A 24,419-nucleotide genomic window follows, 5' to 3' on the forward strand; every position below is an offset into this window, starting at 1 on the left:
GAGCTGATCGTGCCGATCGCCATGGAAGAGAAGCTGCGCTTCGCCATCCGTGAAGGCGGCCGCACCGTCGGTGCCGGCATCGTCGTCACCATCAAAGAGTAATCAACGCCGGCGTTGCCGGTCGAGATCGAATGCGAAAGGGCGGTCTTCGGGCCGCCTTTTTGATTCGAATAGATTAACCGCCTTGCTTCAAATCCTGTTGCAAGCGCCTCTGCCGTAACTAGTATAGGTTGCATCGAGGGGGCTGCCCGAATGGTTCCATGGCGCCGTTTGCATAGTCAGGCATTGTGGTCGTTAGGGCTGATCTGCCTGGTGTCGTTGCTCGCCTTGGGCCACGCTGCCTTCGCAGCCGATGCCAAGAAATCCACGCCGGAAAAATCCACGCCGGATCTCGGCCCGACGATGCCGTTCGTTGTCGTCCGCAGCAGCGCGCCGGGCTGCGAGCCGACCTGTCCGGAATGGATATCGGCGGAAGGCTCGATAGAAGCCGGCACGCCGGCCCTGTTCAAACGCACGCTGAAGGCGCTTGGCGGCCGAAAGCTGCCGATCGTCGTCGATTCCCCCGGCGGCAATGTCGAAGCGGCGCTGACACTTGGTCGCCTGATCCGCAAGAACAAGCTCGATATCGCCGTCGGCAAAACCCGGTTCGTCGGCTGTCTGCCAGATGTGAAAAACTGCAAGGAAAAGGACGGCAAGGGCGCCCGTTATTTCGGCAATGCCTATGCCGACGGCGCCATCTGCAATTCCGCCTGTCCGTTGATGTTTTCCGGTGGCATCCGGCGCGTGGTCGGGGAATGGGCCTTTCTCGGCGTCCATCAGATCACCACGACCTATATCCGGACGAAATTGCTGTACCGCACCACCTACCGCGTGGTGAAGGGTAAGAAGAAGATCCTCAGCACCAAGGTCGTCAGCCGGAAGAACGCCGGCAGCTACAAGACCTACGAGATGAACAAGCCGCTGGAGCGGAAGCTGGCGGCCTATCTGAAGGAGATGGGCGTCGGCCTGGGCGTGCTCGAGACCATGAAAGGCACGCCGGCCAGCAGCATCCAGCAACTGGTTCCCTACGACATGCTGCAAATGAATCTCGTCACCAGCTTGGATGCCGTCGACCTGCTGACCGCGCCAACCCTATGCAAATCCGATCCGTTGCCGGCGAGTTGTAGGGAGCTGCCGGCGCCGGCGAATGTCGCGAAGCCGGCCGGCGAAGTGGTGGCGAACGCCGAGCCTGCACCCGCAGGGCACGAAACCACGCGGCCGAAGGAGGCCGCAGACATGCGCTTCGTCCTGGTCCGCGGCAGCAATCCGCTTTGCAATCCCAACTGCCCGGAATGGATCTCGGCCGAAGGCACAATTACCGCCGACACGCCCGAAAAACTGCGCCAACTGCTGGACGGCGTCGGCGACCGGCGTCTGCCCATCGTCATCAACTCGCCGGGTGGTGATGTGCTCGGTGCTTTGGCGGCCGGAAGGCTGATCCGCGAACGCAAGCTCGACGTCACCGTGGCGCGGACAGATTTCATTGGCTGCGAACCGCGGCAGGCCGACTGCACGGCCGAAGACGGCGTCTATAACGGACTGACGGTCGATGCCGGCGGCGCGTGCGGCTCGGCCTGTCCGATCATGCTCGCCGGCGGTGTCAAACGCCTCGTCGGCCCGCGTGCACAGTTGAGCGTGCATTCGGTAGGGCAGGAGCAAAAGGTCAAGGCCTATCTCGAGGACATGGCCATCGGCCCCGGTCTGTTTACCGCAATTCAGCTGAATTCAGTCGAACGGCAGCTCGAACTCGACAGGATGCTGAAATACGGGCTGACACCGGGCATCAATCGGCAGACGAATTGACAGGCCCCGGCATCTGCAGATCGGAGCCACAGCCCGAGAACTGCCGCGAAGCCTCGGGCGCCAAGGCTCAGGCCAGCACGCCGGTCAAATCGTAAGGCGGGCTTGATAGCTGCGAGCTGATCGTGCCGATCGCCATGGAAGAGAAGCTGCGCTTCGCCATCCGTGAAGGCGGCCGCACCGTCGGTGCTGGCGTCGTCGTCACCATTATAGAGTGATCGGCGCCGGCATTGCCGGTCGATGCGAAAGGGCGGTCTTCGGGCCGCCTTTTTCGCTTACTGACTCGAGGCAGAACAATCTTGCGCGGGTGTTTCAAAGCTATTGCAACCACCATTGCCGCAACTATTATAGGTTGCATCAAGGGGGCTTTTGCCAAGCGTGGTTTCGGGACGCCGTTTAGATAGCGTGGCAAGGTGGTGGCGCGGGCTGCTGGTTATTGCCATGGCGATGGCTGCCTTCGCCGCAAAGGCCGAGGATGTCTTCCCGAAATGGTCCGATCCGACGACTTGGACCGATCCGAAGCTATTATCCGATGATCTCTCGCCGATGCGATTCGTCGTCGTGCGCAGCAACGCGACCGGCTGCGAGTCTAACTGTCCGGAATGGATTTCGGCAGAAGGCGCCATCGAAGCGGGCACGCCAGTGCAGTTCAAGCGCATATTGAAGACGCTCGGCCGCCGCAAACTGCCCATCATCGTCAATTCCCCGGGCGGCAATGTCGATGCTGCGCTCCAGCTTGGTCGAATAATCCGCAAAAACAAGCTCGATATCGCCGTCGGTACGACCAAGTTTTCCGATTGTTGGCCCGGGATGAAAGATTGCCGGGCCAATGACGGCAAGGGCGCAGCATATTTCGGCATTGCGTCTGACGGGGGTGCCATGTGCAACTCCGCATGTCCGCTGATGTTTGCCGGAGGCGTCGGACGCGTGGTCGGCGGTTGGGCCTATCTAGGCGTCCATCAGATCACTACGACCTATTTCCGCACAACACGGCACTATCGAACCACCTATCGAGTTGTGCGGGGCAAAAAATATAGGATCACCACAGAAACCATCACTCAAGACAATGCCGGCTACAAGACCTATGAGATGAGCAAGGCGCTTGAGAGGAAACTTTCGGCCTATCTCAGGGACATGGGTGTCGGACGGGGCGTAATCGACAGAATGAAGGCCACGCCCGCCAGCGACATCCGGCAGATCGCCCTCGACGACATGCTGACGATGAAGCTGATCACCAGCAGGGACTCCCTCGACATACTTACGCAGGCGGGCATATGCCAGCGGAGTCCTGCGCCGCCGAACTGCAGGGAGGTCCCTGCGAATGCCAAGCCGGCCAAGGTGGCAGCAATCGAAGCGAAGGCCGGACCGTCTCAGCCGGCTCAAGTCCCACTTTCTCAGCTGGCCAAGGAGGCACCTGCTCAGCCGGTCGAGGCAGTGCCAGGAAACGAGGCGCCGGACAAGGGCTTCATACTCGTTCGCGGCAGCGATCCGATGTGCGAGCCCCACTGCCCGGAATGGATGTGGGCTCGGCCGCTCGTGGCAGTGCCGGGGAACGGGGCACCCGAGATGCGCTTCGTTGTGGTTCGCCGCAGCAATTCGTCCTGCAATCCCGACTGCCCGGAATGGATCTCGGCACAAGGCGTAATCACGAGCCAAACCCCGCAGAAGCTGGGCCAGTTGCTCGCTACGCTTGGCAGCCGGCGGCTGCCTATAGTGGTGAGCTCGCGAGGCGGCGACTTGTTCAGCGCTCTGGCGATGGGGCGACTTATCCGTGAAAAGAAGCTCGACGTCGCCGTTGCCCGTACCGATTTCGTTGGCTGCGACCCGGAAGAGTGGAATTGCTTGGCCAAAGATGGCGCCTATGCCGGAGTGGCCAGCGATGCGAAAGGCGACTGCGATTCGGCCTGCGCGCTGATGCTGGCTGGGGGCGTCAGGCGGCTTGTCGGTCCACGGGCGCTACTCAGCCTTTACCTGATGGGACAAGCCCAGCTGATCAAGGCTTACCTTGACGAGATGGCAATCAACCGTGATCTGTTCATGACGCTTCAGCGCATTTCGGTCGAGCGTCAGCTCGAACCTGACGTGATGCTGAGGGCCGGACTGACGACTGGGCCGCAATCAGTGGACGAGCTGACCGGTGCCACCCTGTGCAGATCGGTGCCGAAGCCTGACAATTGCCGCGTGGTGCTCTCGCCCAATGCGCAGGCCGAGGCGCCCGCCAAATTGTAGGGGCGCGTCGGTTTCGGAAGCTGGCCATCGAGACAGGTTGAGCGATGCTGGATGTTTCCGCTATCGTCCGGCGTGGTAGAAGACCAGCCAGGCGAGGGATCGCAAATGAGCCAGGACGTCCCGACATTGTTCGAATGGGCCGGCGGCACCGAAGCGCTGAACCGCCTGACCCAGACCTTCTACGACAACGTCTCTCGGGATCCCATTGTCGGGCCGGTGTTCAAGCATATGTCGGCGGACCATCCGGCCCACGTCGCGGCCTTCATCGGCGAAGTTTTCGGTGGACCGAAAACCTACAGCGAAAAGCATGGCGGCCATCGCGAAATGGTGATGCATCACCTCGGCAAGCATCTGACGGAGGAGCAGCGCCGGCGCTGGATCAATCTCCTCGCCGACGCCGCCGACGAGATCGGGCTGCCTGACGATCCCGAATTCCGCTCGGCCTTCATGGCCTATATCGAATGGGGATCGCGGCTGGCCAAGATGAACTCCAACAAAGGTCCGACCTGCGATCCCGAGACGGAACCAATGCCGGTCTGGGGTTGGGGCGTGCCGGGCGGCCCCTACAAGCCGCCTTCGGGAAACTGACCGGGCGCGAATCGGTCGAAAACCCTGCCGGCCAGGAAAACGGGTGGCTATGGAGGTCTCGGTCCTCCAGGCTAACGGTTTAAAGTCGCCGTCGACTGGCGGGGCCTCACTAAAAACCGGAGACTTTGCGATGAGATCGGAAGGCAAGAAAAATTCAGGCAGCACCTTTGACGGCAACCGCGGAACCCGAAACCCGTTCGGTGTCATGGATGTCCCCACTCCCGACGACGAGGAGGTGTCGGCGTTCGCCGCCGGCGTAAAACTGGAGGGAGCTGCAAGCGATGAAAACGCCGAAGCCTGGGGCACCGAAAGCGACCGCGACCGCAACGACACCATCGAAGGCAGGTGGTCCAGCCGATGGAACGGCGGTGCCGACCCCACGATTCCAGGCGATAGCAAGGGTAAATGGAAGTCTGGCCGGGGCGAGCTGAAGACCGCGGGAGAGAGAGTTTACCTACTGTTCGATTGGCATGATGGCGTGCGCAAGGGGCTCATCGACGCGCGGCGCGTCAGTGCGAAAGGGCTGGTTGGAAAATATATCAATCTGACCGACCCAAAAATCGTGCGTCCCTGGGTCGGTTTGGTCGTCAGCAATCAACGGATCGACGGGAAATGGCCGGGAGGACGCCTGGACTTTCGAAGATGAAGGCTGGGCAGCGCACGTCGCTCTTTACAGAGCGCGCGGAAGCTTTTAGGAAGCGCCTGCTGCGCCGACATGCGCATACGGGCATAGCTCAGTTGGTAGAGCGGCGGTCTCCAAAACCGCAGGTCGTAGGTTCGAGCCCTGCTGCCCGTGCCATTCCTTCGAATGGATACCTAAAAAACGATTCTTTTGCAGCGCAGCCTTTGAAAACCGGCTTGTGACTTGCCATATAGCATAAGTTGCGGCATAAGGGCCGCATAGCCGGGACGGGACGACTGGATGGTTCCGAGGCGGCGTTTGGTCATAAAGCGGACACTTGCCACTTGCGTGGATCAAGAATCGGTTTTATGTAGACGAAACAGACACGCGACGCGTGGAGCTGGGAAGCCGGCTTTACGCGTCTGATTTGCATGGGCGAAATGATTGCGCTGATTCGGCGCGAACGCACGCTCAAGCGGCACGTCCCGGCCAGCGGGATCATCCAGGAGACCCGGCCAACGGGTCTTGCAGACAGAGCGGCATATGGCTTCGAAAACCACAAATCCTTTCACCTTTCTCCAGCAGGTTCGCGCGGAGACTGCCAAGGTCACTTGGCCGTCGCGGCGCGAAACGGTGATCTCGACGGTGATGGTCCTTGTGTTCGCGGTCATCGCGATGATCTTTTTCTTTACCGCAGACGTGGCCATGGGCTTTGCGGTCGAAAAAATCCTCGGCCTCGGACAGTAAGTCCGGCGATTACGGAGAAGTCTTAAAATGACCGCGCGGTGGTACATCGTCCACGCCTACTCGAACTTTGAAAAGAAGGTCGCCGAGGACATCGAGAACAAGGCCAAGCAGAAGGGCCTGTCCGCCGACATCGAGCAGATCGTGGTGCCGACCGAGAAGGTCGTCGAGATCCGCCGCGGCCGCAAGGTCGATGCCGAGCGCAAGTTCTTTCCGGGCTATGTGCTGTTGAAGGCCAATCTGACCGATGCCGTGTTCTCGCTCGTCAAGAACACGCCGAAGGTCACCGGTTTCCTGGGCGACTCCAAGCCGGTGCCGATCACCGAAGCCGAAGCCCAGCGTATCCTGAACCAGGTTCAGGAAGGCGTCGAGCGGCCGAAGCCGTCGGTGACGTTCGAGATCGGCGAAGCGATCCGCGTTTCGGATGGACCATTCGCGTCGTTCAACGGTTTCGTCCAGGAAGTGGACGAAGAGCGGGCGCGGCTCAAGGTGGAAGTATCGATCTTCGGGCGTGCCGTGCCGGTCGATCTGGAATTCGGACAGGTCGAGAAGGGCTGATCCGAAATCCCTGCACCGGTTTCGGCGGCAGGGAAGGCGGCGCGGAGATCGCGCGGCCAAAACGGGTGGGAGGCGAATGCGGCTTTAGCCGGCCGCGCGGACCGCACCACCAGACTGCAACCGCCGGCAAGACCGGCATGAGAAAAGGCAGGAAGAGAGATGGCTAAGAAAATTGCAGGCCAGCTCAAGCTCCAGGTTTCCGCGGGATCGGCCACGCCGTCGCCCCCGATCGGCCCGGCGCTTGGTCAGCGTGGCATCAACATCATGGAGTTCTGCAAGGCGTTCAACGCGCAGACCCAGGAAATGGAAAAGGGTTCGCCGGTTCCGGTCGTCATCACCTACTATCAGGACAAGTCGTTCACCTTCGTCATGAAGACGCCGCCGGTGAGCTACTTCCTGAAGAAGGCCGCGAACCTGAAGTCGGGCTCGAAGGAGCCGGGCAAGGTCAAGGCCGGCACGATCGGCCGCGACAAGGTGCGCGCCATCGCCGAGCAGAAGATGAAGGATCTGAACGCAAACGACGTCGAGGCGGCCATGCGCATGGTCGAGGGCTCCGCCCGCTCGATGGGTCTGGAAGTGGTGGGCTGAGATCATGGCAAAGATTGCAAAGCGTGTATCGCAGACCCGCGAAGGCATCGATCCCAACAAGGCTTACGCTTTGGGTGAGGCGCTGAAGCTGCTCAAGGATCGCTCCTCGGTGAAGTTCGACGAGACCATCGAAGTCGCGATGAACCTCGGCGTCGACCCCCGCCATGCCGACCAGATGGTCCGCGGCGTGGTCAACCTGCCGAACGGCACCGGCCGCAGCGTTCGCGTCGCCGTGTTCGCGCGCGGTGACAAGGCCGAGGAGGCCAAGGCCGCCGGCGCCGACATCGTCGGAGCCGAGGATCTGGTCGACATCGTCCAGAAGGGCACGATCGACTTCGACCGCTGCATCGCCACGCCGGACATGATGCCGCTGGTCGGCCGTCTCGGCAAGGTGCTCGGCCCGCGCGGCATGATGCCGAACCCGAAGGTCGGCACCGTCACCGCCGACGTGGCCGCCGCCGTGAAGGCATCGAAGGGCGGCGCCGTCGAGTTCCGCGTCGAGAAGGCCGGCATCGTTCATGCCGGCGTCGGCAAGGTCTCGTTCGACGTCAAGGCGCTGGAAGAGAACGTCCGCGCCTTCGCTGATGCGGTGACCAGGGCAAAGCCGGCTGGTGCCAAGGGCAATTACGTCAAGAAGGTGTCGGTCACCTCGACGATGGGCCCGGGCCTCAAGCTCGACGTCTCGACGCTCGCAGCGTCCTGATACGAACAATTGGATCGGCCGCTAAAACGCTGATCCGTGAAAGAATTCCGGGCCTCCGACCTGTCGGCGGCCCGGTACCGGAAGTCGAAAGGCTTCCGGACATCCTGTCCGAGATTGCAGGCGGCCCCCAAGCCTTAGGTGATGTGGGCCTTAATTCATGTGGGCCTGCATGAGACGGGTGAAGACCGGACAAAGGAGCGAACGCTCCAATGAAAGGTTCGAACCGTGTTTGCCTTTTGTCTGCGCACCGTCCGGCTTGCCGGCAGGTGTGGCGAAAGGGGGCAGGATCCTCGAGCGTCGTTCGGGAGATCCGTTACTGGATGGCCCGGCCGGCAAAAGGCAACCCGACGCCTGTCCTTCGTAGAGGGCAGGGGTCAACTGGAGATAGGCAGTGGACAGAGCGGAAAAACGCGAACTCGTCACGGGCCTGAATGATGCGTTCTCAAGCGCTGGTTCAGTCGTCGTGGCCCACTACGCCGGTATCACCGTCGCGCAAATGAACGACCTTCGGTCGAAAATGCGCGCCGCCGGTGGCACCGTCAAAGTCGCGAAGAACCGTCTCGCCAAAATCGCTCTTCAGGGCACGGACTCCGCATCGATCATCGAGCTGTTCAAGGGACAGACGCTGATCGCCTATTCGGAGGATCCGATTGCGGCGCCGAAGGTCGCGTCCGATTTCGCCAAGGGAAATGACAAGCTCGTCATTCTCGGCGGCGCAATGGGCACCACCTCGCTCAACGCCGACGGTGTGAAGGCACTCGCCACACTTCCGTCGCTCGATGAGCTGCGCGCCAGGCTGGTTGGCATGATCGCCACGCCGGCAACCCGGATCGCCCAGATCGTCAATGCGCCTGCGGCTTCGGTCGCGCGCGTCATCGGCGCTTACGCCCGGAAGGACGAGGCGGCATGAGGCCGTTCCTCGCTATCACAAACACACGTTCGAACCTTATGAAGGAACATTGCAATGGCTGATCTGGCAAAGATCGTAGACGACCTTTCGAAGCTGACCGTCCTCGAGGCGGCCGAGCTGTCGAAGCTTCTTGAAGAAAAGTGGGGCGTTTCCGCCGCTGCTCCGGTGGCGGTTGCCGCTGCTGGCGGCGCCGCGGCCGCTGCTGCTCCGGTCGAGGAAAAGACGGAATTCGACGTCGTCCTCACCGAAGCAGGCGCTCAGAAGATCAACGTCATCAAGGAAGTTCGCGCCATCACCGGTCTTGGCCTCAAGGAAGCCAAGGACCTGGTCGAGGCGGCTCCGAAGCCGGTCAAGGAAGCCGTTTCCAAGGCCGACGCGGACAAGTTCAAGGCCCAGCTGGAAGCAGCCGGCGCCAAGGTCGAACTGAAGTAAGCGTTGAGTACCGGGGGGGGGGGGGGCGCCGCCCGCCACTCCCTTCACGTCGAGGGGAGGCTCATGGCGCGAAGAGTGCGAAAACCTCTTTCCTGAGGGCCGCAAACCGGCCTTCAGGAAACGGGTTTTCTCCCGTTTCTGGCCCACCGCCAATTGGTGGTGGGTGAAAAGACAAGAAGCCGCCGACAGGCGGCGGGCAACAAGACAGGGCCGCCGAGGTGGCCCGAGATGCAAGGCGAGCCGCGGCGAGGCTCGTCCCGAGAATTGAGCTAAGGAGCGACGATGGCCCAGACCCAGACTTTCAATGGCCGCAGACGCGTACGCAAATTTTTCGGAAAGATCCCGGAAGTTGCGGAGATGCCGAACCTGATCGAGGTTCAGAAGGCATCCTATGACCAGTTCCTGATGGTGGAGGAGCCCAACGGTGGGCGTCCTGACGAGGGGCTGCAGGCAGTTTTCAAGTCGGTCTTCCCGATTTCCGATTTTTCCGGCTCCTCGATGCTGGAATTCGTGAAGTACGAGTTCGAAGGACCCAAATTCGACGTTGACGAATGCCGCCAGCGCGACCTGACCTATGCGGCGCCGCTCAAGGTGACGCTGCGCCTCATCGTGTTCGATATCGACGAGGATACCGGCGCGAAGTCGATCAAGGACATCAAGGAGCAGGACGTCTACATGGGCGACATGCCGCTCATGACCTTGAACGGCACCTTCATCGTCAACGGCACCGAGCGCGTCATCGTCTCGCAGATGCACCGTTCGCCGGGCGTCTTCTTCGACCATGACAAGGGCAAGTCGCATTCGTCCGGCAAGCTTCTGTTTGCCGCGCGCGTCATTCCCTATCGCGGCTCGTGGCTCGACATCGAGTTCGATAGCAAGGACGTCGTGCACGCCCGTATCGACCGCCGCCGCAAGATTCCGGTGACGTCGCTGCTGATGGCGCTCGGCATGGACGGCGAAGAGATCCTGTCGACCTTCTACAACAAAATCACCTACAAGCGCGCCGGCGACCATTGGCGCATTCCCTTCAACGTCGAGCGTTTCCGCGGCCTCAAGGCCGTTGGTGACCTGGTTGACGCCGACACCGGCGAGGTCGTCGTCGAGGCCGGCAAGAAGATCACTGCCCGCCAGGCCAGGGCGCTTGGCGAAAAAGGTCTTAAGGCGATCAAGGCGACCGACGAGGATCTGCTCGGCAACTACCTTGCCGAGGACATCGTCAACTATGGCACCGGCGAGATTTTCCTCGAAGCCGGCGACGAGATCGATGAAAAGACGCTGAAAGTGCTTCTCGGCACCGGCGATGACGAGATCAAGGTTCTCGACATCGATCACGTCAATGTCGGCGCTTATATCCGCAACACGCTCAACGTCGACAAAAACGAGAGCCGCCAGGACGCGCTGTTCGACATCTACCGCGTCATGCGCCCCGGTGAGCCGCCGACGCTCGAGACCGCCGAAGCCATGTTCAACTCGCTGTTTTTCGACAGCGAGCGCTATGATCTTTCTGCCGTCGGCCGCGTCAAGATGAACATGCGCCTCGAACTCAAGGCCGAGGATACCGTGCGCGTGCTGCGCAAGGACGACATCCTGGCCGTGGTCAAGACGCTGGTCGAACTGCGCGACGGCAAGGGCGAGATCGACGACATCGACAATCTCGGCAACCGCCGCGTGCGCTCGGTCGGCGAGCTGATGGAGAACCAGTACCGCGTCGGCCTGCTGCGCATGGAGCGCGCGATCAAGGAACGTATGTCCTCGATCGAGATCGACACGGTGATGCCGCAGGACCTGATCAACGCCAAGCCGGCGGCTGCCGCCGTGCGCGAGTTCTTCGGTTCCTCGCAGCTGTCGCAGTTCATGGATCAGACCAACCCGCTGTCGGAGATCACCCACAAGCGCCGCCTGTCGGCGCTTGGACCGGGCGGCCTGACCCGCGAGCGTGCCGGGTTCGAGGTGCGCGACGTGCACCCGACGCATTACGGCCGCATCTGCCCGATCGAGACGCCGGAAGGCCCGAATATCGGCCTGATCAACTCGCTTGCGACCTTCGCGCGTGTCAACAAATACGGCTTCATCGAGAGCCCGTACCGCAAGATCGTCAACGGCAAGCTGACCAATGAGGTCGTCTACCTGTCGGCTATGGAAGAGGCCAAGCACCACGTCGCGCAGGCCAATGCCGAGCTCGACAAGAATGGTCACTTCGTCGACGAATTCGTCATTTGCCGTAACGCCGGCGAAGTGATGATGGCGCCGCGCGAAAACGTCGATCTGATGGACGTGTCGCCGAAGCAGATGGTGTCGGTGGCCGCGGCCCTGATTCCGTTCCTTGAGAACGACGACGCCAACCGCGCGCTGATGGGCTCGAACATGCAGCGTCAGGCCGTGCCGCTGGTGCGCGCCGAAGCGCCGTTCGTCGGCACCGGCATGGAGCCGATCGTCGCCCGTGACTCGGGCGCCGCCATCGGCGCCCGCCGCGGCGGCATCGTCGACCAGGTGGACGCGACGCGTATCGTCATCCGCGCCACGGAAGATCTCGATCCCGGCAAGTCCGGCGTCGATATCTACCGGCTGATGAAGTTCCAGCGTTCGAACCAGAACACCTGCATCAACCAGCGTCCGCTGGTGCGCATGGGCGACCGGGTCAACAAGGGCGACATCATCGCCGACGGCCCGTCGACCGAGCTCGGTGATCTGGCCCTCGGCCGCAACGTGCTGGTCGCGTTCATGCCGTGGAATGGCTACAACTACGAGGATTCCATCCTCTTGTCCGAGCGCATCGTCGCCGACGACGTCTTCACCTCGATCCACATCGAGGAGTTCGAAGTCATGGCCCGCGACACCAAGCTCGGGCCGGAGGAGATCACGCGCGATATCCCGAACGTCTCGGAAGAAGCGCTGAAGAACCTCGATGAGGCCGGCATCGTCTACATTGGTGCGGAAGTGCAGCCGGGCGACATCCTGGTCGGCAAGATCACGCCGAAGGGCGAAAGCCCGATGACGCCGGAAGAAAAGCTGCTGCGCGCCATCTTCGGTGAAAAGGCCTCGGACGTGCGCGATACCTCCATGCGCATGCCTCCGGGAACCTTCGGCACCGTCGTCGAAGTGCGCGTCTTCAACCGCCACGGTGTCGAGAAGGACGAGCGCGCCATGGCGATCGAGCGCGAGGAGATCGAACGCCTCGCCAAGGACCGCGACGACGAGCAGGCGATCCTCGACCGTAACGTCTATTCGCGCCTTTCCGACGTTCTCGTCGGCAAGGAGGCGATTGCCGGGCCGAAGGGCTTCAAGAAGGGCTCGAAGCTGTCGAAGGACACGCTCGACGAGTATCCGCGTTCGCAGTGGTGGCAGTTTGCCGTGGAGAACGAAAAGCTCCAGAGCGAACTGGAAGCCCTGCGTGGCCAGTACGACGATTCCAAGAAGGCGCTCGAGCAGCGCTTCATGGACAAGGTCGAGAAGGTGCAGCGCGGCGACGAGATGCCTCCGGGCGTCATGAAGATGGTCAAGGTCTTCGTGGCCGTGAAGCGCAAGATGCAGCCCGGCGACAAGATGGCCGGCCGGCACGGCAACAAGGGTGTCGTGTCGCGGATCGTTCCGGTCGAGGACATGCCTTTCCTCGAGGACGGCACGCATGCCGACATCGTGCTCAACCCGCTGGGTGTGCCGAGCCGCATGAATGTCGGCCAGATCCTGGAAACGCATCTGGGCTGGGCTTGCGCCGGAATGGGCAAGAAGATCGGCGATCTGATCGATGCGTACAAGACGGCGGGCGACATCAAGCCGCTGCGCAAGACGCTTGAGAGCTTCATGCCGGCCAATGACCGCAACGAGCCGGTCCGCGAATATGACGACGAGAGCATCGTTCGCCTCAGCGAGCAGATGCGCCGCGGCGTCTCCATCGCGACACCGGTGTTCGACGGCGCGCACGAGGCCGACATCAACATCATGCTGGAGCAGGCGGGCCTGCACACCAGCGGTCAGTCGCAGCTCTATGACGGACGCACCGGCGAACCGTTCGATCGCAAAGTGACGATGGGCTACATATATATGCTCAAGCTTCACCACCTTGTGGACGACAAGATCCACGCGCGTTCGATCGGGCCGTACTCGCTCGTTACCCAGCAGCCGCTGGGCGGCAAGGCGCAGTTCGGTGGCCAGCGCTTTGGCGAGATGGAGGTCTGGGCGCTTGAAGCGTACGGCGCCGCCTACACGCTGCAGGAGATGCTGACGGTGAAGTCGGATGACGTCGCCGGCCGCACCAAGGTCTACGAGGCGATCGTCAGAGGCGACGACACATTCGAGGCCGGCATCCCCGAGAGCTTCAACGTTCTCGTTAAGGAAATGCGGTCTCTCGGCCTCAATGTCGAGTTGGAGAACACCAAGCTCGACGACAACCCGATCCGGCTGCCCGACGCGGCCGAGTAAGCAAGACGTCCGGCCGCGGCCTTCCCGCGACCGGACGCACCAAATTCTCGGCCGATGGCCGATCAAGTCGGCGGGCGTTTGGCCCGCGCTAGATGCAAGGGGTTTTCGAGGACCCCGAAAAGGAGAACGGCATGAACCAAGAGGTCATGAATCTCTTCAACCCCCAGGCGCCTGCGCAGGTGTTCGATTCCATCCGGATCTCGCTTGCCAGCCCTGAGAAGATTCTGTCCTGGTCATTCGGCGAGATCAAGAAGCCGGAGACCATCAACTACCGCACCTTCAAGCCGGAGCGTGACGGCCTGTTCTGCGCGCGCATTTTTGGTCCGATCAAGGACTATGAGTGCCTGTGCGGCAAGTACAAGCGCATGAAGTACAAGGGCGTCATCTGCGAGAAGTGCGGCGTCGAAGTCACGCTGTCGCGCGTCCGCCGCGAGCGCATGGGCCATATCGAGCTGGCGGCACCGGTCGCCCACATCTGGTTCCTGAAGTCGCTGCCGTCGCGCATCGGCACGCTGCTCGACATGACCCTGAAGGACATCGAGCGGGTCCTTTACTTCGAGAACTACATCGTCACCGAACCCGGCCTCACCGCGCTGAAGGAGCACCAGCTGCTCAGCGAGGAAGAGTACATGATGGCCGTCGACGAATATGGCGAGGATAGTTTCACCGCCATGATCGGCGCCGAGGCGATCCACGACCTGCTGGCCGGCATGGACCTCGAGAAGATCGCCGGCGATCTGCGTTCGGAACTGGCTTCGACCACCTCCGAGCTCAATCAGAAGAAGTATCTGAAGCGTCTCAAGGTCGTCGAGAACTTCATGGAATCCGGCAACCGTCCGGAATGGATGATCATGAAGGTGGTTCCGGTGATCCCGCCGGATCTGCGTCCGCTTGTCCCGCTGGACGGCGGCCGTTTCGCTACGTCGGATCTGAACGACCTCTACCGCCGCGTCATCAACCGCAACAACCGCTTGAAGCGGCTGATCGAGCTGCGCGCGCCCGGCATCATCGTGCGCAATGAAAAGCGCATGCTGCAGGAAGCCGTCGATGCGCTGTTCGACAATGGCCGCCGCGGCCGCGTCATCACCGGCGCCAACAAGCGTCCGCTGAAGTCGCTGTCCGACATGTTGAAGGGCAAGCAGGGCCGGTTCCGCCAGAACCTGCTCGGCAAGCGCGTCGACTATTCCGGCCGCTCGGTCATCGTCACCGGTCCCGAGCTCAAGCTGCACCAGTGCGGCCTGCCGAAGAAGATGGCGCTCGAGCTGTTTAAGCCCTTCATCTACGCCCGTCTCGACGCCAAGGGTTACTCCTCGACCGTCAAGCAGGCGAAGAAGCTGGTCGAAAAGGAGCGTCCGGAGGTCTGGGATATCCTCGACGAGGTCATCCGCGAGCATCCGGTGCTGTTGAACCGCGCGCCGACGCTGCACCGCCTCGGCATCCAGGCGTTCGAGCCGATCCTGATCGAAGGCAAGGCGATCCAGCTTCACCCCCTGGTCTGCACGGCCTTCAACGCCGACTTCGACGGCGACCAGATGGCGGTCCACGTGCCGCTGTCACTGGAAGCGCAGCTCGAGGCTCGCGTGCTGATGATGTCGACCAACAACATCCTGCACCCGGCTTCCGGCGCGCCGATCATCGTCCCGTCGCAGGACATGGTTCTCGGTCTCTACTATCTGTCGATCGTCAACCAGAACGAGCCGGGCGAGGGCATGGTGTTTGCCGATATGGGCGAGCTCCAGCATGCGCTCGAGACCAAGGCGGTAACGCTGCATTCCAAGATCAAGGGGCGCTTCCGCACGGTCGACGCCGACGGTAAGGTCGTATCGAAGATCCACGACACCACGCCTGGCCGCATGATCATCGGCGAGCTGCTGCCGAAGAACGTCAACGTGCCCTACGAGACCGCCAACCAGGAGATGACCAAGAAGAACATCTCCAAGATGATCGACACCGTCTACCGCCATTGCGGTCAGAAGGAGACGGTCATTTTCTGCGATCGCATCATGGCTCTCGGCTTCAGCCACGCCTGCCGTGCCGGCATTTCGTTCGGCAAGGACGACATGCTGATCCCGGATGCCAAGATCAAGCTGGTGTCCGACACCGAGGCTTTGGCCAAGGAATACGAGCAGCAGTACAATGACGGCCTGATCACCCAGGGCGAGAAGTACAACAAGGTCGTCGACGCCTGGGCCAAGTGCTCGGAAAAGGTCGCCGACGAAATGATGGCCCGTATCAAGGCGGTCGAGTTCGAGGACAACGGCCGTCAGAAGCCGATGAACTCGATCTACATGATGTCGCACTCCGGTGCGCGCGGCTCGCCCACCCAGATGCGCCAGCTCGCCGGCATGCGCGGCCTGATGGCCAAGCCTAGCGGTGAAATCATCGAGACGCCGATCATCTCGAACTTCAAGGAAGGCCTGACCGTGCTCGAGTACTTCAACTCGACCCACGGCGCCCGCAAGGGTCTGGCCGACACCGCCTTGAAGACGGCGAACTCGGGTTACCTGACGCGTCGTCTTGTCGACGTGGCGCAGGACTGCATCGTCAACTCGCTCGACTGCGGCACCGACAAGGGCCTCACCATGCAGCCGATCGTCGATGCCGGTCAGGTCGTCGCTTCGGTTGGTCAGCGCGTTCTCGGCCGCACCTCGCTCGACGATATCACTCACCCGGTCACCGGCGAGGTTCTGGTCAAGGCCGGAACGCTGATGGACGAGCGTGACGTGGAACTGATCGAAAAGGCCGGTGTGCAGTCTGTCCGCATCCGTTCGGCGCTGACCTGCGAGGTCAGGGTCGGCGTCTGCGCGGTCTGCTACGGACGCGATCTGGCCCGCGGCACGCCTGTCAACCAGGGCGAGGCTGTCGGCGTCATCGCGGCGCAGTCGATTGGCGAGCCGGGCACCCAGCTCACCATGCGTACCTTCCACATGGGCGGCACGGCGCAGGTGGTGGATTCCTCGTTCCTTGAAGCCTCGTACGAGGGCAAGGTCGAGATCCGCAACCGCAACGTGGTGCGCAACTCCGACGGCCAGCTGATGGTCATGGGTCGCAACATGGCGGTGCTGATCCTCGACGAGGCCGGCAAGGAACGCGCCACGCACCGCGTCACCTACGGTTCGCGCATCTTCGTCGACGATGGCGACAAGGTGAAGCGCGGCCAGCGTATTGCCGAGTGGGATCCCTATACCCGCCCGGTCCTCACCGAAATCGAGGGCAGGGTGGCGTTCGAAGATCTGGTCGATGGCATTTCCGTTCAGGAAACCGCCGACGAATCGACCGGCATCACCAAGCGCGAGGTCATCGACTGGCGTTCGACGCCACGCGGCAACGACCTCAAGCCGGCGATCGTCGTCCAGGATGCCAAGGGCAAGGTCGGCAAGCTGTCGAAGGGTGGCGACGCCCGCTTCCTGCTCTCGGTCGAGGCCATTCTTTCGGTCGAGCCCGGCGCACAGGTTCGCCCCGGCGACGTGCTGGCGCGTATTCCGATGGAAAGCGCCAAGACCAAGGACATCACCGGCGGTCTGCCGCGTGTGGCCGAACTGTTCGAGGCACGCCGTCCGAAGGATCACGCCATCATCGCCGAGATCGATGGCACGATCCGCTTCGGTCGCGACTACAAGAACAAGCGCCGCATCATCATCGAGCCGCATGACTCGACGCTTGAGCCGGTCGAATACCTGATCCCGAAGGGCAAGCCGTTCCATCTCCAGGACGGCGACGTCATCGAGAAGGGCGACTATATCCTCGACGGCAATCCGGCGCCGCACGACATCCTGGCGATCAAGGGCGTGGAGGCGCTTGCCTCCTACCTCGTCAACGAGATCCAGGAGGTCTACCGCCTGCAGGGCGTGTCGATCAACGACAAGCACATCGAGGTGATCGTTCGCCAGATGCTGCAGAAGGTCGAGATCACCACGCAGGGCGATTCGACCTACATTCCGGGCGACCACGTCGACGTGATCGAACTGGAAGAGGTCAACGAGCGCCTGGTCGAGGAGGGCAAGAAGCCGGCCGAAGGCCAGCCGGTGCTGCTGGGCATCACCAAGGCCTCGCTGCAGACGCCGTCCTTCATCTCCGCCGCCTCCTTCCAGGAGACGACGAGGGTGCTGACCGAAGCTGCGGTTGCCGGCAAGACCGACATGCTGCAGGGGCTGAAGGAAAACGTCATCGTCGGCCGGCTCATCCCGGCCGGCACCGGCGGCACGATGAGCCAGATCCGGCGCATCGCCACCTCGCGCGACGAGTTGATCATCGACGAGCGCCGCAAGGCGTCCGGCGTCGAGGTCGCCGAGCCGATGCTGACCGACATGGTTACCGCCGCGCAGTAAGCGCGCAAGTAAGAGAAGATAGAAAAGGGGCCCAAGTGGCCCCTTTTCGCATTGTGGTTCCCCAATCGGATCGGAGGACAACGGATGAGCAGGAGGATCTGGGCTTCTGTCGACGGCTACATTGTCGAGGCTCTTTTCGAGGCGGATCCCGCCCTCGATGCCGTTCTGGCGGCCAACCATGACCACGGCCTACCGCCGATCGATGTTTCCCCGGCACAAGGCAAGCTGCTGTCACTTCTTGCGCGAATGCAGGGAGCGAAGAAGGTACTCGAAATCGGCACGTTGGGCGGCTACTCGACAATCTGGATGGCGCGAGCGTTGCCCGTGGACGGCAAGGTCGTGACGCTCGAGCTTGATCCGCACCACGCCAGTGTCGCGCGGTCGAACTTTGAACGGGCAGGGGTATCTGACCGCGTGGAACTGCGGGTCGGACCGGCGCTTCAATCGCTTGCCGCGTTAGGCGCCGAGAATGCCGGGCCGTTCGACTTCATCTTCATCGACGCCGACAAGCCGAACAACCAGCACTATCTGTCCTGGGCGATGCGTCTTTCGAGGCCGGGGACTGTCATCGTCTGCGACAATGTCATCCGTGACGGCGCGGTGGTGAACGAAGATGGCCGCGACGCCAATGTCGAAGGGGCACGCGCGGCGTTCTCGTTCATTGGCAGCGACAAGCGTCTGCAAGGTACCGCGATCCAGACTGTTGGCGCCAAGGGCTATGACGGCTTTGCAATAGCGATCGTCAGTTGAAGCTGCCACCGGCGGCTGGCTTTTTAAGGAATCGGCAATTGAACGAGGCGACCATCTGGGAATTGATCAACACTGGCCGAGATCGTATGAGCTTTGGGCAGCGAAGGCTTTGGGACCTGATCAAGATCGATCCGGAAGAATGGCTGCATCACTCTCCTGCTGGGAGTGATCATCGCATCTGGGTCGTAGCGTTGATCGGCCGGAGCGTGATTTCTTACAATGACATTGAAGGTGGTTTCGGCCGCTCAAATTTCATTCGATATGGAGAAATCACCGAGCTTGGCTGGGGGCAGGCCGATCTCGAGGTGGCGGTTCAATATGTCATGAGCGAACTTGAACAAGGACACCGGACGGCTCCCGTTGCTTCTGCGCCTCGTCCGGGAGAATTCCTGGACCGCAAGCCAAGATGATCCGGAACATTCAAGGTCGCTCTACCGGGGTCAGTGTCAGTCAAAAAACGCCTCGACCACATTGCGCTTGCCGAGCATGAAGGCGTCGGCGACGTGCTGGAGCGGCGCGAGGTCGACGTCGGAAACGCCGGCGCGCACGATCTCGGCGAAGCGCTTGTAGAGCATCGGATATTCGGCTTCCGGCTCCTCGTGAACGACGCGGCCATCGATGGCGAGCTTTGAGCCGCCGCCAGAAAGCACCATTGATCCGGCCTCGGTATCGGCCAGGATGTCCCAGCTTTGCGGCCCGGTCTGGCGCCAGTCGAGTTCCATCGTCACCGGCAGACCGTTCGAAGTACGGAAGACGATATGGGCGGCGATCGGGGCCGCGCGGTTTTCGGGGAAATCGAGCTCTGCCGAACTGATGAACATCGGTGGCAGGATGTGGGTGGCGATCGACAGCGCGTTGATGCCGGGATCGAAGACGCCAAAGCCGCCGGGAGCCCAGATCCATTCCTGATTCGGATGCCAGCGGCGCACGTCTTCCTTCCAGTTGATGGCGGCCGACCTGATCGTAGTCGAGCTGAGGAATGTACGCGCTGCTTCGACGGCCGGCGCATAGCGCGAGTGCCAGCTGGCGAACAGGCAGACGCCGTTCGCCACCGCCAGCGCTTTCAAATCCTCGACCTCGCTGACCGTGGCGCCGGGCGGTTTTTCCAGGAAGACATGCTTTTTCGCCGCCAGCGCCGTGCGCGCAGCGTCGTAACGAAACTGCGGCGGCATGCACAGCGACACCGCCTCGAGTTCGGGCGTTGCGTCGAGCATCGCCTCGATCGTCGGGAAGTTCGGGATGTCCTCCACTTTGCCATGGCGGCTGGCTGCGGCAACCAGGCGATAATCCTGGTCCTTCGCCAGCGCCGGCAGATGCTGGTCGCGGACGATCTTTCCCACGCCGACGATGCCGAGCTTGATGGGATTAGAGGACATGGGAACTCCGTAGGTTGAGTGTGCTTGGTTTTGCCAGAGGTCGCTTCTTAGCAGAGAAGTTGTGGCGGGCAAGTCGCCGGGCTTTTGTCGCCGGCTCGTGAGATCGACCGCGATTCAGATCTCTTCAGATCGGCACATCGAACGTCACGATCGACACTTCGCCTTCGAGCGCGCCCTGATAGGCGGACAGATGCGGTTCCTCGTCGGGCACGCCGTCCATGTCGCCGATCTGGTCGAGCTCGGCCTCGGCATAACCTTCCGCGGCAAGCGATTCGAGAGCGCGGCGCACAGCCGAATCGTCGTCCGGCGCGACCAGCATCACATGCACGCCTTCCGGCTTGCCGCCTTTGCGCTTCCACACCCGGCCGGTAATAATGGTGACCGGGCGCTCCTCATTGTCATTCACGGGTTTGTACCTCCGGGCGAGGGGGTTTGGGCTGTTCATGCCGCCTTTTCGCACGAAGCACGGCCTGGAAACAGGCGCAAGCCGGTCACTTTCTGCCTTCCTCTTGAAAAACGGCGCAAGAAAATTACATGCATTTTTCGCATGGCTGCCACGCCTCGGTTTCAGCGCAATATTTGCCGCTCCGGGGTTGACGGACAGTGGCCATACGAGTAGAAGCCGCCCAGTCAGAACCGATGTGAGGCTCTTGCTTCCGAAGCGACACGCTTTGGAGTTTGCCTCAAACAGGGTTCGTTTTACGAGCGAAAAGACATTTCCGGCGTGCATGAAGCGGCTTCCGCTTCCTCTGCCATTTGTTCGGGCAAGACCGCGAGGCGCGGTTTGTGGCCCGAATTTGCGTATGGAAATGACGCTTTGAGCGGCCCTGACCGGGCGAGACACGGAATTGAGAGACAAGAGGGTTTAATGCCTACCGTCAACCAGCTGATCCGCAAGCCGCGCATTGCGCCGGTGAAGCGCAACAAGGTCCCGGCCATGCAGCAGAACCCGCAGAAGCGGGGCGTCTGCACGCGCGTCTACACCACGACGCCGAAGAAGCCGAACTCGGCGCTGCGCAAGGTGGCCAAGATCCGCCTGACCAATGGTTTTGAAGTGATCGGTTACATCCCCGGCGAAGGCCACAACCTTCAGGAGCACTCGGTGGTGATGATCCGCGGCGGTCGCGTCAAGGATCTTCCGGGCGTCCGTTACCACATCATCCGCGGCGTGCTCGACACGCAAGGCGTGAAGAACCGCAAGCAGCGCCGTTCGAAATACGGCGCCAAGCGTCCGAAGTGACCGAAGCGTAGCCAAGGTCGTTCCGGGCGGCGTCAAGCGACGATCCGGGATCCAGGCCACCGCGTAGAATTGAGGCAGAGAAAAAATGTCCCGTCGTCACAGTGCAGAAAAGCGTGAGATCAATCCGGACCCGAAGTTCGGCGATCTGATCGTCACCAAGTTCATGAACGCCGTCATGTATGACGGCAAGAAGTCGGTTGCCGAGACCATCGTCTACGGCGCGCTCGACCAGGTCCAGTCCAAGACCAAGCAGGAACCGGTCACCGTCTTCCATCAGGCGCTCGACAATGTCGCGCCGCATGTGGAAGTGCGTTCGCGCCGCGTCGGCGGCGCCACCTACCAGGTTCCGGTCGACGTGCGCCCCGAGCGCCGTCAGGCATTGGCCATCCGTTGGCTGATCGCCGCCGCCCGCAACCGCAACGAGACCACTATGGTCGACCGCCTCTCCGGCGAGCTGATGGACGCGGCCAACAACCGCGGCACCGCCGTCAAGAAGCGTGAAGATACCCACAAGATGGCAGAAGCCAACCGCGCTTTCGCGCACTACCGCTGGTAAAGCGCGAACGAGACTGAAGAGGCACCTCCCATGGCCCGCGAATATAAAATCGAAGACTACCGCAATTTCGGTATCATGGCGCATATCGACGCCGGCAAGACGACGACCACCGAGCGCGTCCTCTATTACACGGGCAAGTCGCACAAGATCGGCGAAGTCCATGACGGCGCTGCGACCATGGATTGGATGGAGCAGGAGCAGGAGCGCGGCATCACCATCACGTCGGCCGCCACCACGACCTTCTGGAAGGGTCGCGACGGCAAGATGTATCGCTTCAACATCATCGACACCCCCGGCCACGTCGACTTCACCATCGAGGTCGAGCGTTCGCTGCGCGTGCTCGACGGCGCCATCGCGCTGCTCGATGCCAATGCCGGTGTCGAGCCGCAGACGGAGACCGTCTGGCGCCAGGCTGACAAGTATCGCGTTCCGCGCATGATCTTCTGCAACAAGATGGACAAGATCGGCGCCGACTTCTACCGCTCGGTCGAGATGATCGGTTCGCGCCTCGGTGCGCATGCCGTCGTCATGCAGCTGCCGATCGGCGCCGAGACCGAGTTCAAGGGTGTCGTCGACCTCGTCGAGATGAACGCGCTGGTCTGGCGCGACGAGACGCTGGGCGCTGCCTGGGACATCGTCGAGATCCCTGCCGACCTCAAGGCTCGTGCCGAAGAATACCGCGAGAAGATGATCGAGGCCGCCGTCGAAATGGACGAAACGGCGCTCGAGAATTACCTCGAAGGCAAGATGCCGAGCAACGACGAGATCCGTGCGCTCATCCGCAAGGGCACGATCGCGGTGAAGTTCTATCCGATGTTCTGCGGCTCGGCCTTCAAGAACAAGGGCGTGCAGCCGCTGCTCGACGCCGTCGTCGAATATCTGCCGTCGCCGGCCGACGTCCCGGCCATCAAGGGCGTCGACGCCAAGACCGACGCCGAGATCGAGCGTCATGCCGACGACAACGAGCCGCTGTCGATGCTTGCCTTCAAGATCATGAACGACCCGTTCGTCGGTTCGCTCACCTTTGCCCGCATCTATTCGGGCAAGCTCACCAAGGGCATCTCGGTCGACAACACCGTGAAGGGCAAGAAAGAGCGCATCGGCCGCATGCTGCAGATGCATGCGAATTCGCGCGCCGACGTCGAAGAGGCTTTTGCCGGCGACATCGTCGCCCTCGCTGGTCTCAAGGACACCACCACCGGCGACACGCTCAGTGATCCGCTGCATCCGGTCATCCTCGAGCGCATGGAATTCCCCGATCCGGTCATCCAGATCGCCATCGAGCCGAAAACCAAGAACGACCAGGAAAAGATGGGCCTCGCCCTTCACCGCCTGGCCGCCGAGGATCCGTCCTTCCGCGTCAAGACCGACGAGGAAAGCGGCCAGACGATCATCTCCGGCATGGGCGAGCTTCACCTCGACATCATCGTCGACCGCATGCGTCGCGAGTTCAAGGTCGAGGCCAATGTCGGCGCGCCGCAGGTGGCCTATCGTGAGACGATCACCCGCAAGCACGAGCAGGACTACACGCACAAGAAGCAGACCGGCGGTACCGGCCAGTTCGCCCGCGTCAAGATCCTGTTCGAGCCGAATCCGGAAAGCAGCGAATTCGAGTTCGAAACCAAGATCGTCGGCGGCGCCGTGCCGAAGGAATACATCCCCGGTGTCGAAAAGGGCATCAACAGCGTCATGACCTCGGGTCCGTTCGCCGGTTTCCCGATGATCGGCGTCAAGGCGACGCTGATCGATGGCGCCTACCACGACGTGGACTCTTCGGTCCTGGCCTTCGAAATCGCCGGCCGCGCCTGCTTCCGTGAAGCAGCGCCCAAGCTTGGCGTGCAGTTGCTCGAGCCGATCATGAAGGTCGAAGTGGTGACGCCGGAAGATTACGTCGGCAGCGTTATCGGCGACCTGAACGGCCGTCGCGGCCAGATCCAGGGCCAGGAAGCTCGTGGCGTCGCGGTGGTCATCAACGCGATGGTGCCGCTCGCCAACATGTTCAAATACGTGGACAACCTTCGCTCGATGAGCCAGGGCCGCGCGGCCTACACGATGCAGTTCGACCATTACGAACCGGTCCCAACCGCGGTCGCCCAGGAAGTCCAGAAGAAATACGCGTAACTCGAAACGAGTTGCACCAGTAACTTAATTCAAGGCCCGCACGGGCTGGCAGGAATGGAGAGATCACATGGCAAAAGGTAAATTCGAGCGCACCAAGCCTCATGTGAACATTGGCACGATTGGTCACGTCGACCACGGCAAGACGTCGCTGACGGCGGCGATCACCAAGTATTTTGGCGAATACAAGCGTTACGACCAGATCGATGCGGCGCCGGAAGAAAAGGCACGCGGCATCACCATTTCGACGGCGCATGTCGAATACGAGACGGCTGCCCGCCACTATGCCCATGTCGACTGCCCCGGCCACGCCGACTATGTGAAGAACATGATCACCGGTGCCGCGCAGATGGACGGCGCGATCCTGGTCGTGTCGGCCGCCGACGGCCCGATGCCGCAGACCCGCGAGCACATCCTTT

The 24,419-nt window shown here is 61.8% G+C and carries 21 protein-coding genes, 1 tRNA gene and 1 pseudogene; 21 read left to right on the plus strand and 2 right to left on the minus strand.

The window, feature by feature from the left end:
* From NKH37_RS33180 to NKH37_RS33260, 17 genes and pseudogenes are all read left to right on the plus strand, one after another.
* Positions 1-102: EF-Tu C-terminal domain-related protein (locus NKH37_RS33180; RefSeq protein ID WP_152536282.1), on the plus strand; the 102-nt coding region annotated here is incomplete at its 5' end.
* A gap of 210 nt (positions 103-312) precedes the next feature.
* The gene (locus NKH37_RS33185) at positions 313-1,842 is read left to right on the plus strand and encodes a COG3904 family protein (protein WP_353042490.1); all 1,530 of its coding nucleotides are present in this window, start codon (positions 313-315) and stop codon (positions 1,840-1,842) included.
* A gap of 116 nt (positions 1,843-1,958) precedes the next feature.
* A pseudogene (locus NKH37_RS33190) lies at positions 1,959-2,057 on the plus strand (EF-Tu C-terminal domain-related protein); the annotation flags it as partial.
* Positions 2,058-2,385: 328 nt separating this feature from the next.
* Entirely contained in the window at positions 2,386-4,068 is a 1,683-nt protein-coding gene (locus NKH37_RS33195; RefSeq protein WP_502895980.1) for a COG3904 family protein, read from the plus strand.
* 105 nt (positions 4,069-4,173) lie between these two features.
* Positions 4,174-4,656: a group II truncated hemoglobin gene (locus tag NKH37_RS33200; protein WP_352485036.1), complete on the plus strand. Its 483-nt coding sequence runs from the start codon at positions 4,174-4,176 to the stop codon at positions 4,654-4,656.
* Positions 4,657-4,786: 130 nt separating this feature from the next.
* Entirely contained in the window at positions 4,787-5,302 is a 516-nt protein-coding gene (locus NKH37_RS33205) for a hypothetical protein (protein ID WP_352485035.1), read from the plus strand.
* A 77-nt stretch (positions 5,303-5,379) separates the two neighbouring features.
* Positions 5,380-5,455: transfer RNA gene (locus NKH37_RS33210), tRNA-Trp, on the plus strand.
* A 366-nt stretch (positions 5,456-5,821) separates the two neighbouring features.
* Positions 5,822-6,025 carry a preprotein translocase subunit SecE gene (secE, locus tag NKH37_RS33215; protein WP_023721668.1) on the plus strand — a complete coding sequence of 68 codons (204 nt, stop codon included), beginning with the start codon at positions 5,822-5,824 and terminating at the stop codon, positions 6,023-6,025.
* A 27-nt stretch (positions 6,026-6,052) separates the two neighbouring features.
* Positions 6,053-6,580 carry a transcription termination/antitermination protein NusG gene (gene nusG / locus NKH37_RS33220; protein WP_006333333.1) on the plus strand — a complete coding sequence of 176 codons (528 nt, stop codon included), beginning with the start codon at positions 6,053-6,055 and terminating at the stop codon, positions 6,578-6,580.
* Between the two features lie 159 nt (positions 6,581-6,739).
* Positions 6,740-7,168, plus strand: coding sequence for a 50S ribosomal protein L11 (gene rplK, locus NKH37_RS33225; protein ID WP_023680440.1), 429 nt, complete (start codon positions 6,740-6,742; stop codon positions 7,166-7,168).
* 4 nt (positions 7,169-7,172) lie between these two features.
* Positions 7,173-7,871, plus strand: coding sequence for a 50S ribosomal protein L1 (gene rplA / locus NKH37_RS33230; RefSeq protein WP_023721669.1), 699 nt, complete (start codon positions 7,173-7,175; stop codon positions 7,869-7,871).
* 391 nt (positions 7,872-8,262) lie between these two features.
* Complete coding sequence (gene rplJ / locus NKH37_RS33235) at positions 8,263-8,781, plus strand: 50S ribosomal protein L10 (RefSeq protein WP_008875657.1); 519 nt, start codon at positions 8,263-8,265, stop codon at positions 8,779-8,781.
* Positions 8,782-8,835: 54 nt separating this feature from the next.
* Positions 8,836-9,213: a 50S ribosomal protein L7/L12 gene (rplL, locus tag NKH37_RS33240; protein ID WP_023680442.1), complete on the plus strand. Its 378-nt coding sequence runs from the start codon at positions 8,836-8,838 to the stop codon at positions 9,211-9,213.
* Positions 9,214-9,495: 282 nt separating this feature from the next.
* On the plus strand, positions 9,496-13,632 hold the full coding sequence (rpoB, locus tag NKH37_RS33245; RefSeq protein WP_023721670.1) for a DNA-directed RNA polymerase subunit beta: 4,137 nt from the start codon (positions 9,496-9,498) through the stop codon (positions 13,630-13,632).
* Between the two features lie 131 nt (positions 13,633-13,763).
* Positions 13,764-17,960 (plus strand): DNA-directed RNA polymerase subunit beta', encoded by a 4,197-nt coding sequence (gene rpoC, locus NKH37_RS33250; protein WP_353024570.1) that lies wholly within the window; start codon positions 13,764-13,766, stop codon positions 17,958-17,960.
* Between the two features lie 84 nt (positions 17,961-18,044).
* Positions 18,045-18,710, plus strand: a complete 666-nt coding sequence (locus NKH37_RS33255) for an O-methyltransferase (RefSeq protein WP_023721672.1) — start codon at positions 18,045-18,047, stop codon at positions 18,708-18,710.
* A 38-nt stretch (positions 18,711-18,748) separates the two neighbouring features.
* Positions 18,749-19,120, plus strand: coding sequence for a hypothetical protein (locus NKH37_RS33260; RefSeq protein ID WP_353007200.1), 372 nt, complete (start codon positions 18,749-18,751; stop codon positions 19,118-19,120).
* 36 nt (positions 19,121-19,156) lie between these two features.
* On the opposite strand, the gene NKH37_RS33265 is transcribed toward NKH37_RS33260, so the two are convergent.
* Complete coding sequence (locus tag NKH37_RS33265) at positions 19,157-20,086, minus strand: Gfo/Idh/MocA family protein (RefSeq protein ID WP_353007197.1); 930 nt, start codon at positions 20,084-20,086, stop codon at positions 19,157-19,159.
* Positions 20,087-20,210: 124 nt separating this feature from the next.
* Complete coding sequence (locus tag NKH37_RS33270; protein ID WP_023680447.1) at positions 20,211-20,492, minus strand: transcriptional regulator; 282 nt, start codon at positions 20,490-20,492, stop codon at positions 20,211-20,213.
* A 462-nt stretch (positions 20,493-20,954) separates the two neighbouring features.
* On the opposite strand from NKH37_RS33270, the gene rpsL reads away from it, so the two are divergent.
* From rpsL to NKH37_RS33290, 4 genes are all read left to right on the plus strand, one after another.
* Positions 20,955-21,326 (plus strand): 30S ribosomal protein S12, encoded by a 372-nt coding sequence (gene rpsL / locus NKH37_RS33275; RefSeq protein ID WP_006333356.1) that lies wholly within the window; start codon positions 20,955-20,957, stop codon positions 21,324-21,326.
* Between the two features lie 85 nt (positions 21,327-21,411).
* Positions 21,412-21,882 carry a 30S ribosomal protein S7 gene (rpsG, locus tag NKH37_RS33280; RefSeq protein ID WP_008875664.1) on the plus strand — a complete coding sequence of 157 codons (471 nt, stop codon included), beginning with the start codon at positions 21,412-21,414 and terminating at the stop codon, positions 21,880-21,882.
* A gap of 30 nt (positions 21,883-21,912) precedes the next feature.
* Positions 21,913-24,003, plus strand: a complete 2,091-nt coding sequence (gene fusA, locus NKH37_RS33285) for an elongation factor G (protein WP_254817148.1) — start codon at positions 21,913-21,915, stop codon at positions 24,001-24,003.
* A 67-nt stretch (positions 24,004-24,070) separates the two neighbouring features.
* Positions 24,071-24,419 (plus strand): GTP-binding protein (locus NKH37_RS33290; RefSeq protein WP_352643573.1); only part of this gene is annotated, 349 nt, incomplete at its 3' end.

This window comes from Mesorhizobium sp. M1217, assembly GCF_040318275.1.
Taxonomy (GTDB): Bacteria; Pseudomonadota; Alphaproteobacteria; order Rhizobiales; family Rhizobiaceae; genus Mesorhizobium.

What these genes read in the sequence shown, in the direction of transcription:
- NKH37_RS33195 (WP_502895980.1), top strand. Translation starts at nt 2,386, where the DNA reads ATGCGATTCGTCGTCGTGCGCAGCAACGCGACCGGCTGCGAGTCTAAC.
- NKH37_RS33200 (WP_352485036.1), top strand. Translation starts at nt 4,174, where the DNA reads ATGAGCCAGGACGTCCCGACATTGTTCGAATGGGCCGGCGGCACCGAA.
- NKH37_RS33205 (WP_352485035.1), top strand. Translation starts at nt 4,787, where the DNA reads ATGAGATCGGAAGGCAAGAAAAATTCAGGCAGCACCTTTGACGGCAAC.
- secE (WP_023721668.1), top strand. Translation starts at nt 5,822, where the DNA reads ATGGCTTCGAAAACCACAAATCCTTTCACCTTTCTCCAGCAGGTTCGC.
- nusG (WP_006333333.1), top strand. Translation starts at nt 6,053, where the DNA reads ATGACCGCGCGGTGGTACATCGTCCACGCCTACTCGAACTTTGAAAAG.
- rplK (WP_023680440.1), top strand. Translation starts at nt 6,740, where the DNA reads ATGGCTAAGAAAATTGCAGGCCAGCTCAAGCTCCAGGTTTCCGCGGGA.
- rplA (WP_023721669.1), top strand. Translation starts at nt 7,173, where the DNA reads ATGGCAAAGATTGCAAAGCGTGTATCGCAGACCCGCGAAGGCATCGAT.
- rplL (WP_023680442.1), top strand. Translation starts at nt 8,836, where the DNA reads ATGGCTGATCTGGCAAAGATCGTAGACGACCTTTCGAAGCTGACCGTC.
- rpoB (WP_023721670.1), top strand. Translation starts at nt 9,496, where the DNA reads ATGGCCCAGACCCAGACTTTCAATGGCCGCAGACGCGTACGCAAATTT.
- rpoC (WP_353024570.1), top strand. Translation starts at nt 13,764, where the DNA reads ATGAACCAAGAGGTCATGAATCTCTTCAACCCCCAGGCGCCTGCGCAG.
- NKH37_RS33255 (WP_023721672.1), top strand. Translation starts at nt 18,045, where the DNA reads ATGAGCAGGAGGATCTGGGCTTCTGTCGACGGCTACATTGTCGAGGCT.
- NKH37_RS33265 (WP_353007197.1), bottom strand. Translation starts at nt 20,086, where the DNA reads ATGTCCTCTAATCCCATCAAGCTCGGCATCGTCGGCGTGGGAAAGATC.
- rpsL (WP_006333356.1), top strand. Translation starts at nt 20,955, where the DNA reads ATGCCTACCGTCAACCAGCTGATCCGCAAGCCGCGCATTGCGCCGGTG.
- rpsG (WP_008875664.1), top strand. Translation starts at nt 21,412, where the DNA reads ATGTCCCGTCGTCACAGTGCAGAAAAGCGTGAGATCAATCCGGACCCG.
- fusA (WP_254817148.1), top strand. Translation starts at nt 21,913, where the DNA reads ATGGCCCGCGAATATAAAATCGAAGACTACCGCAATTTCGGTATCATG.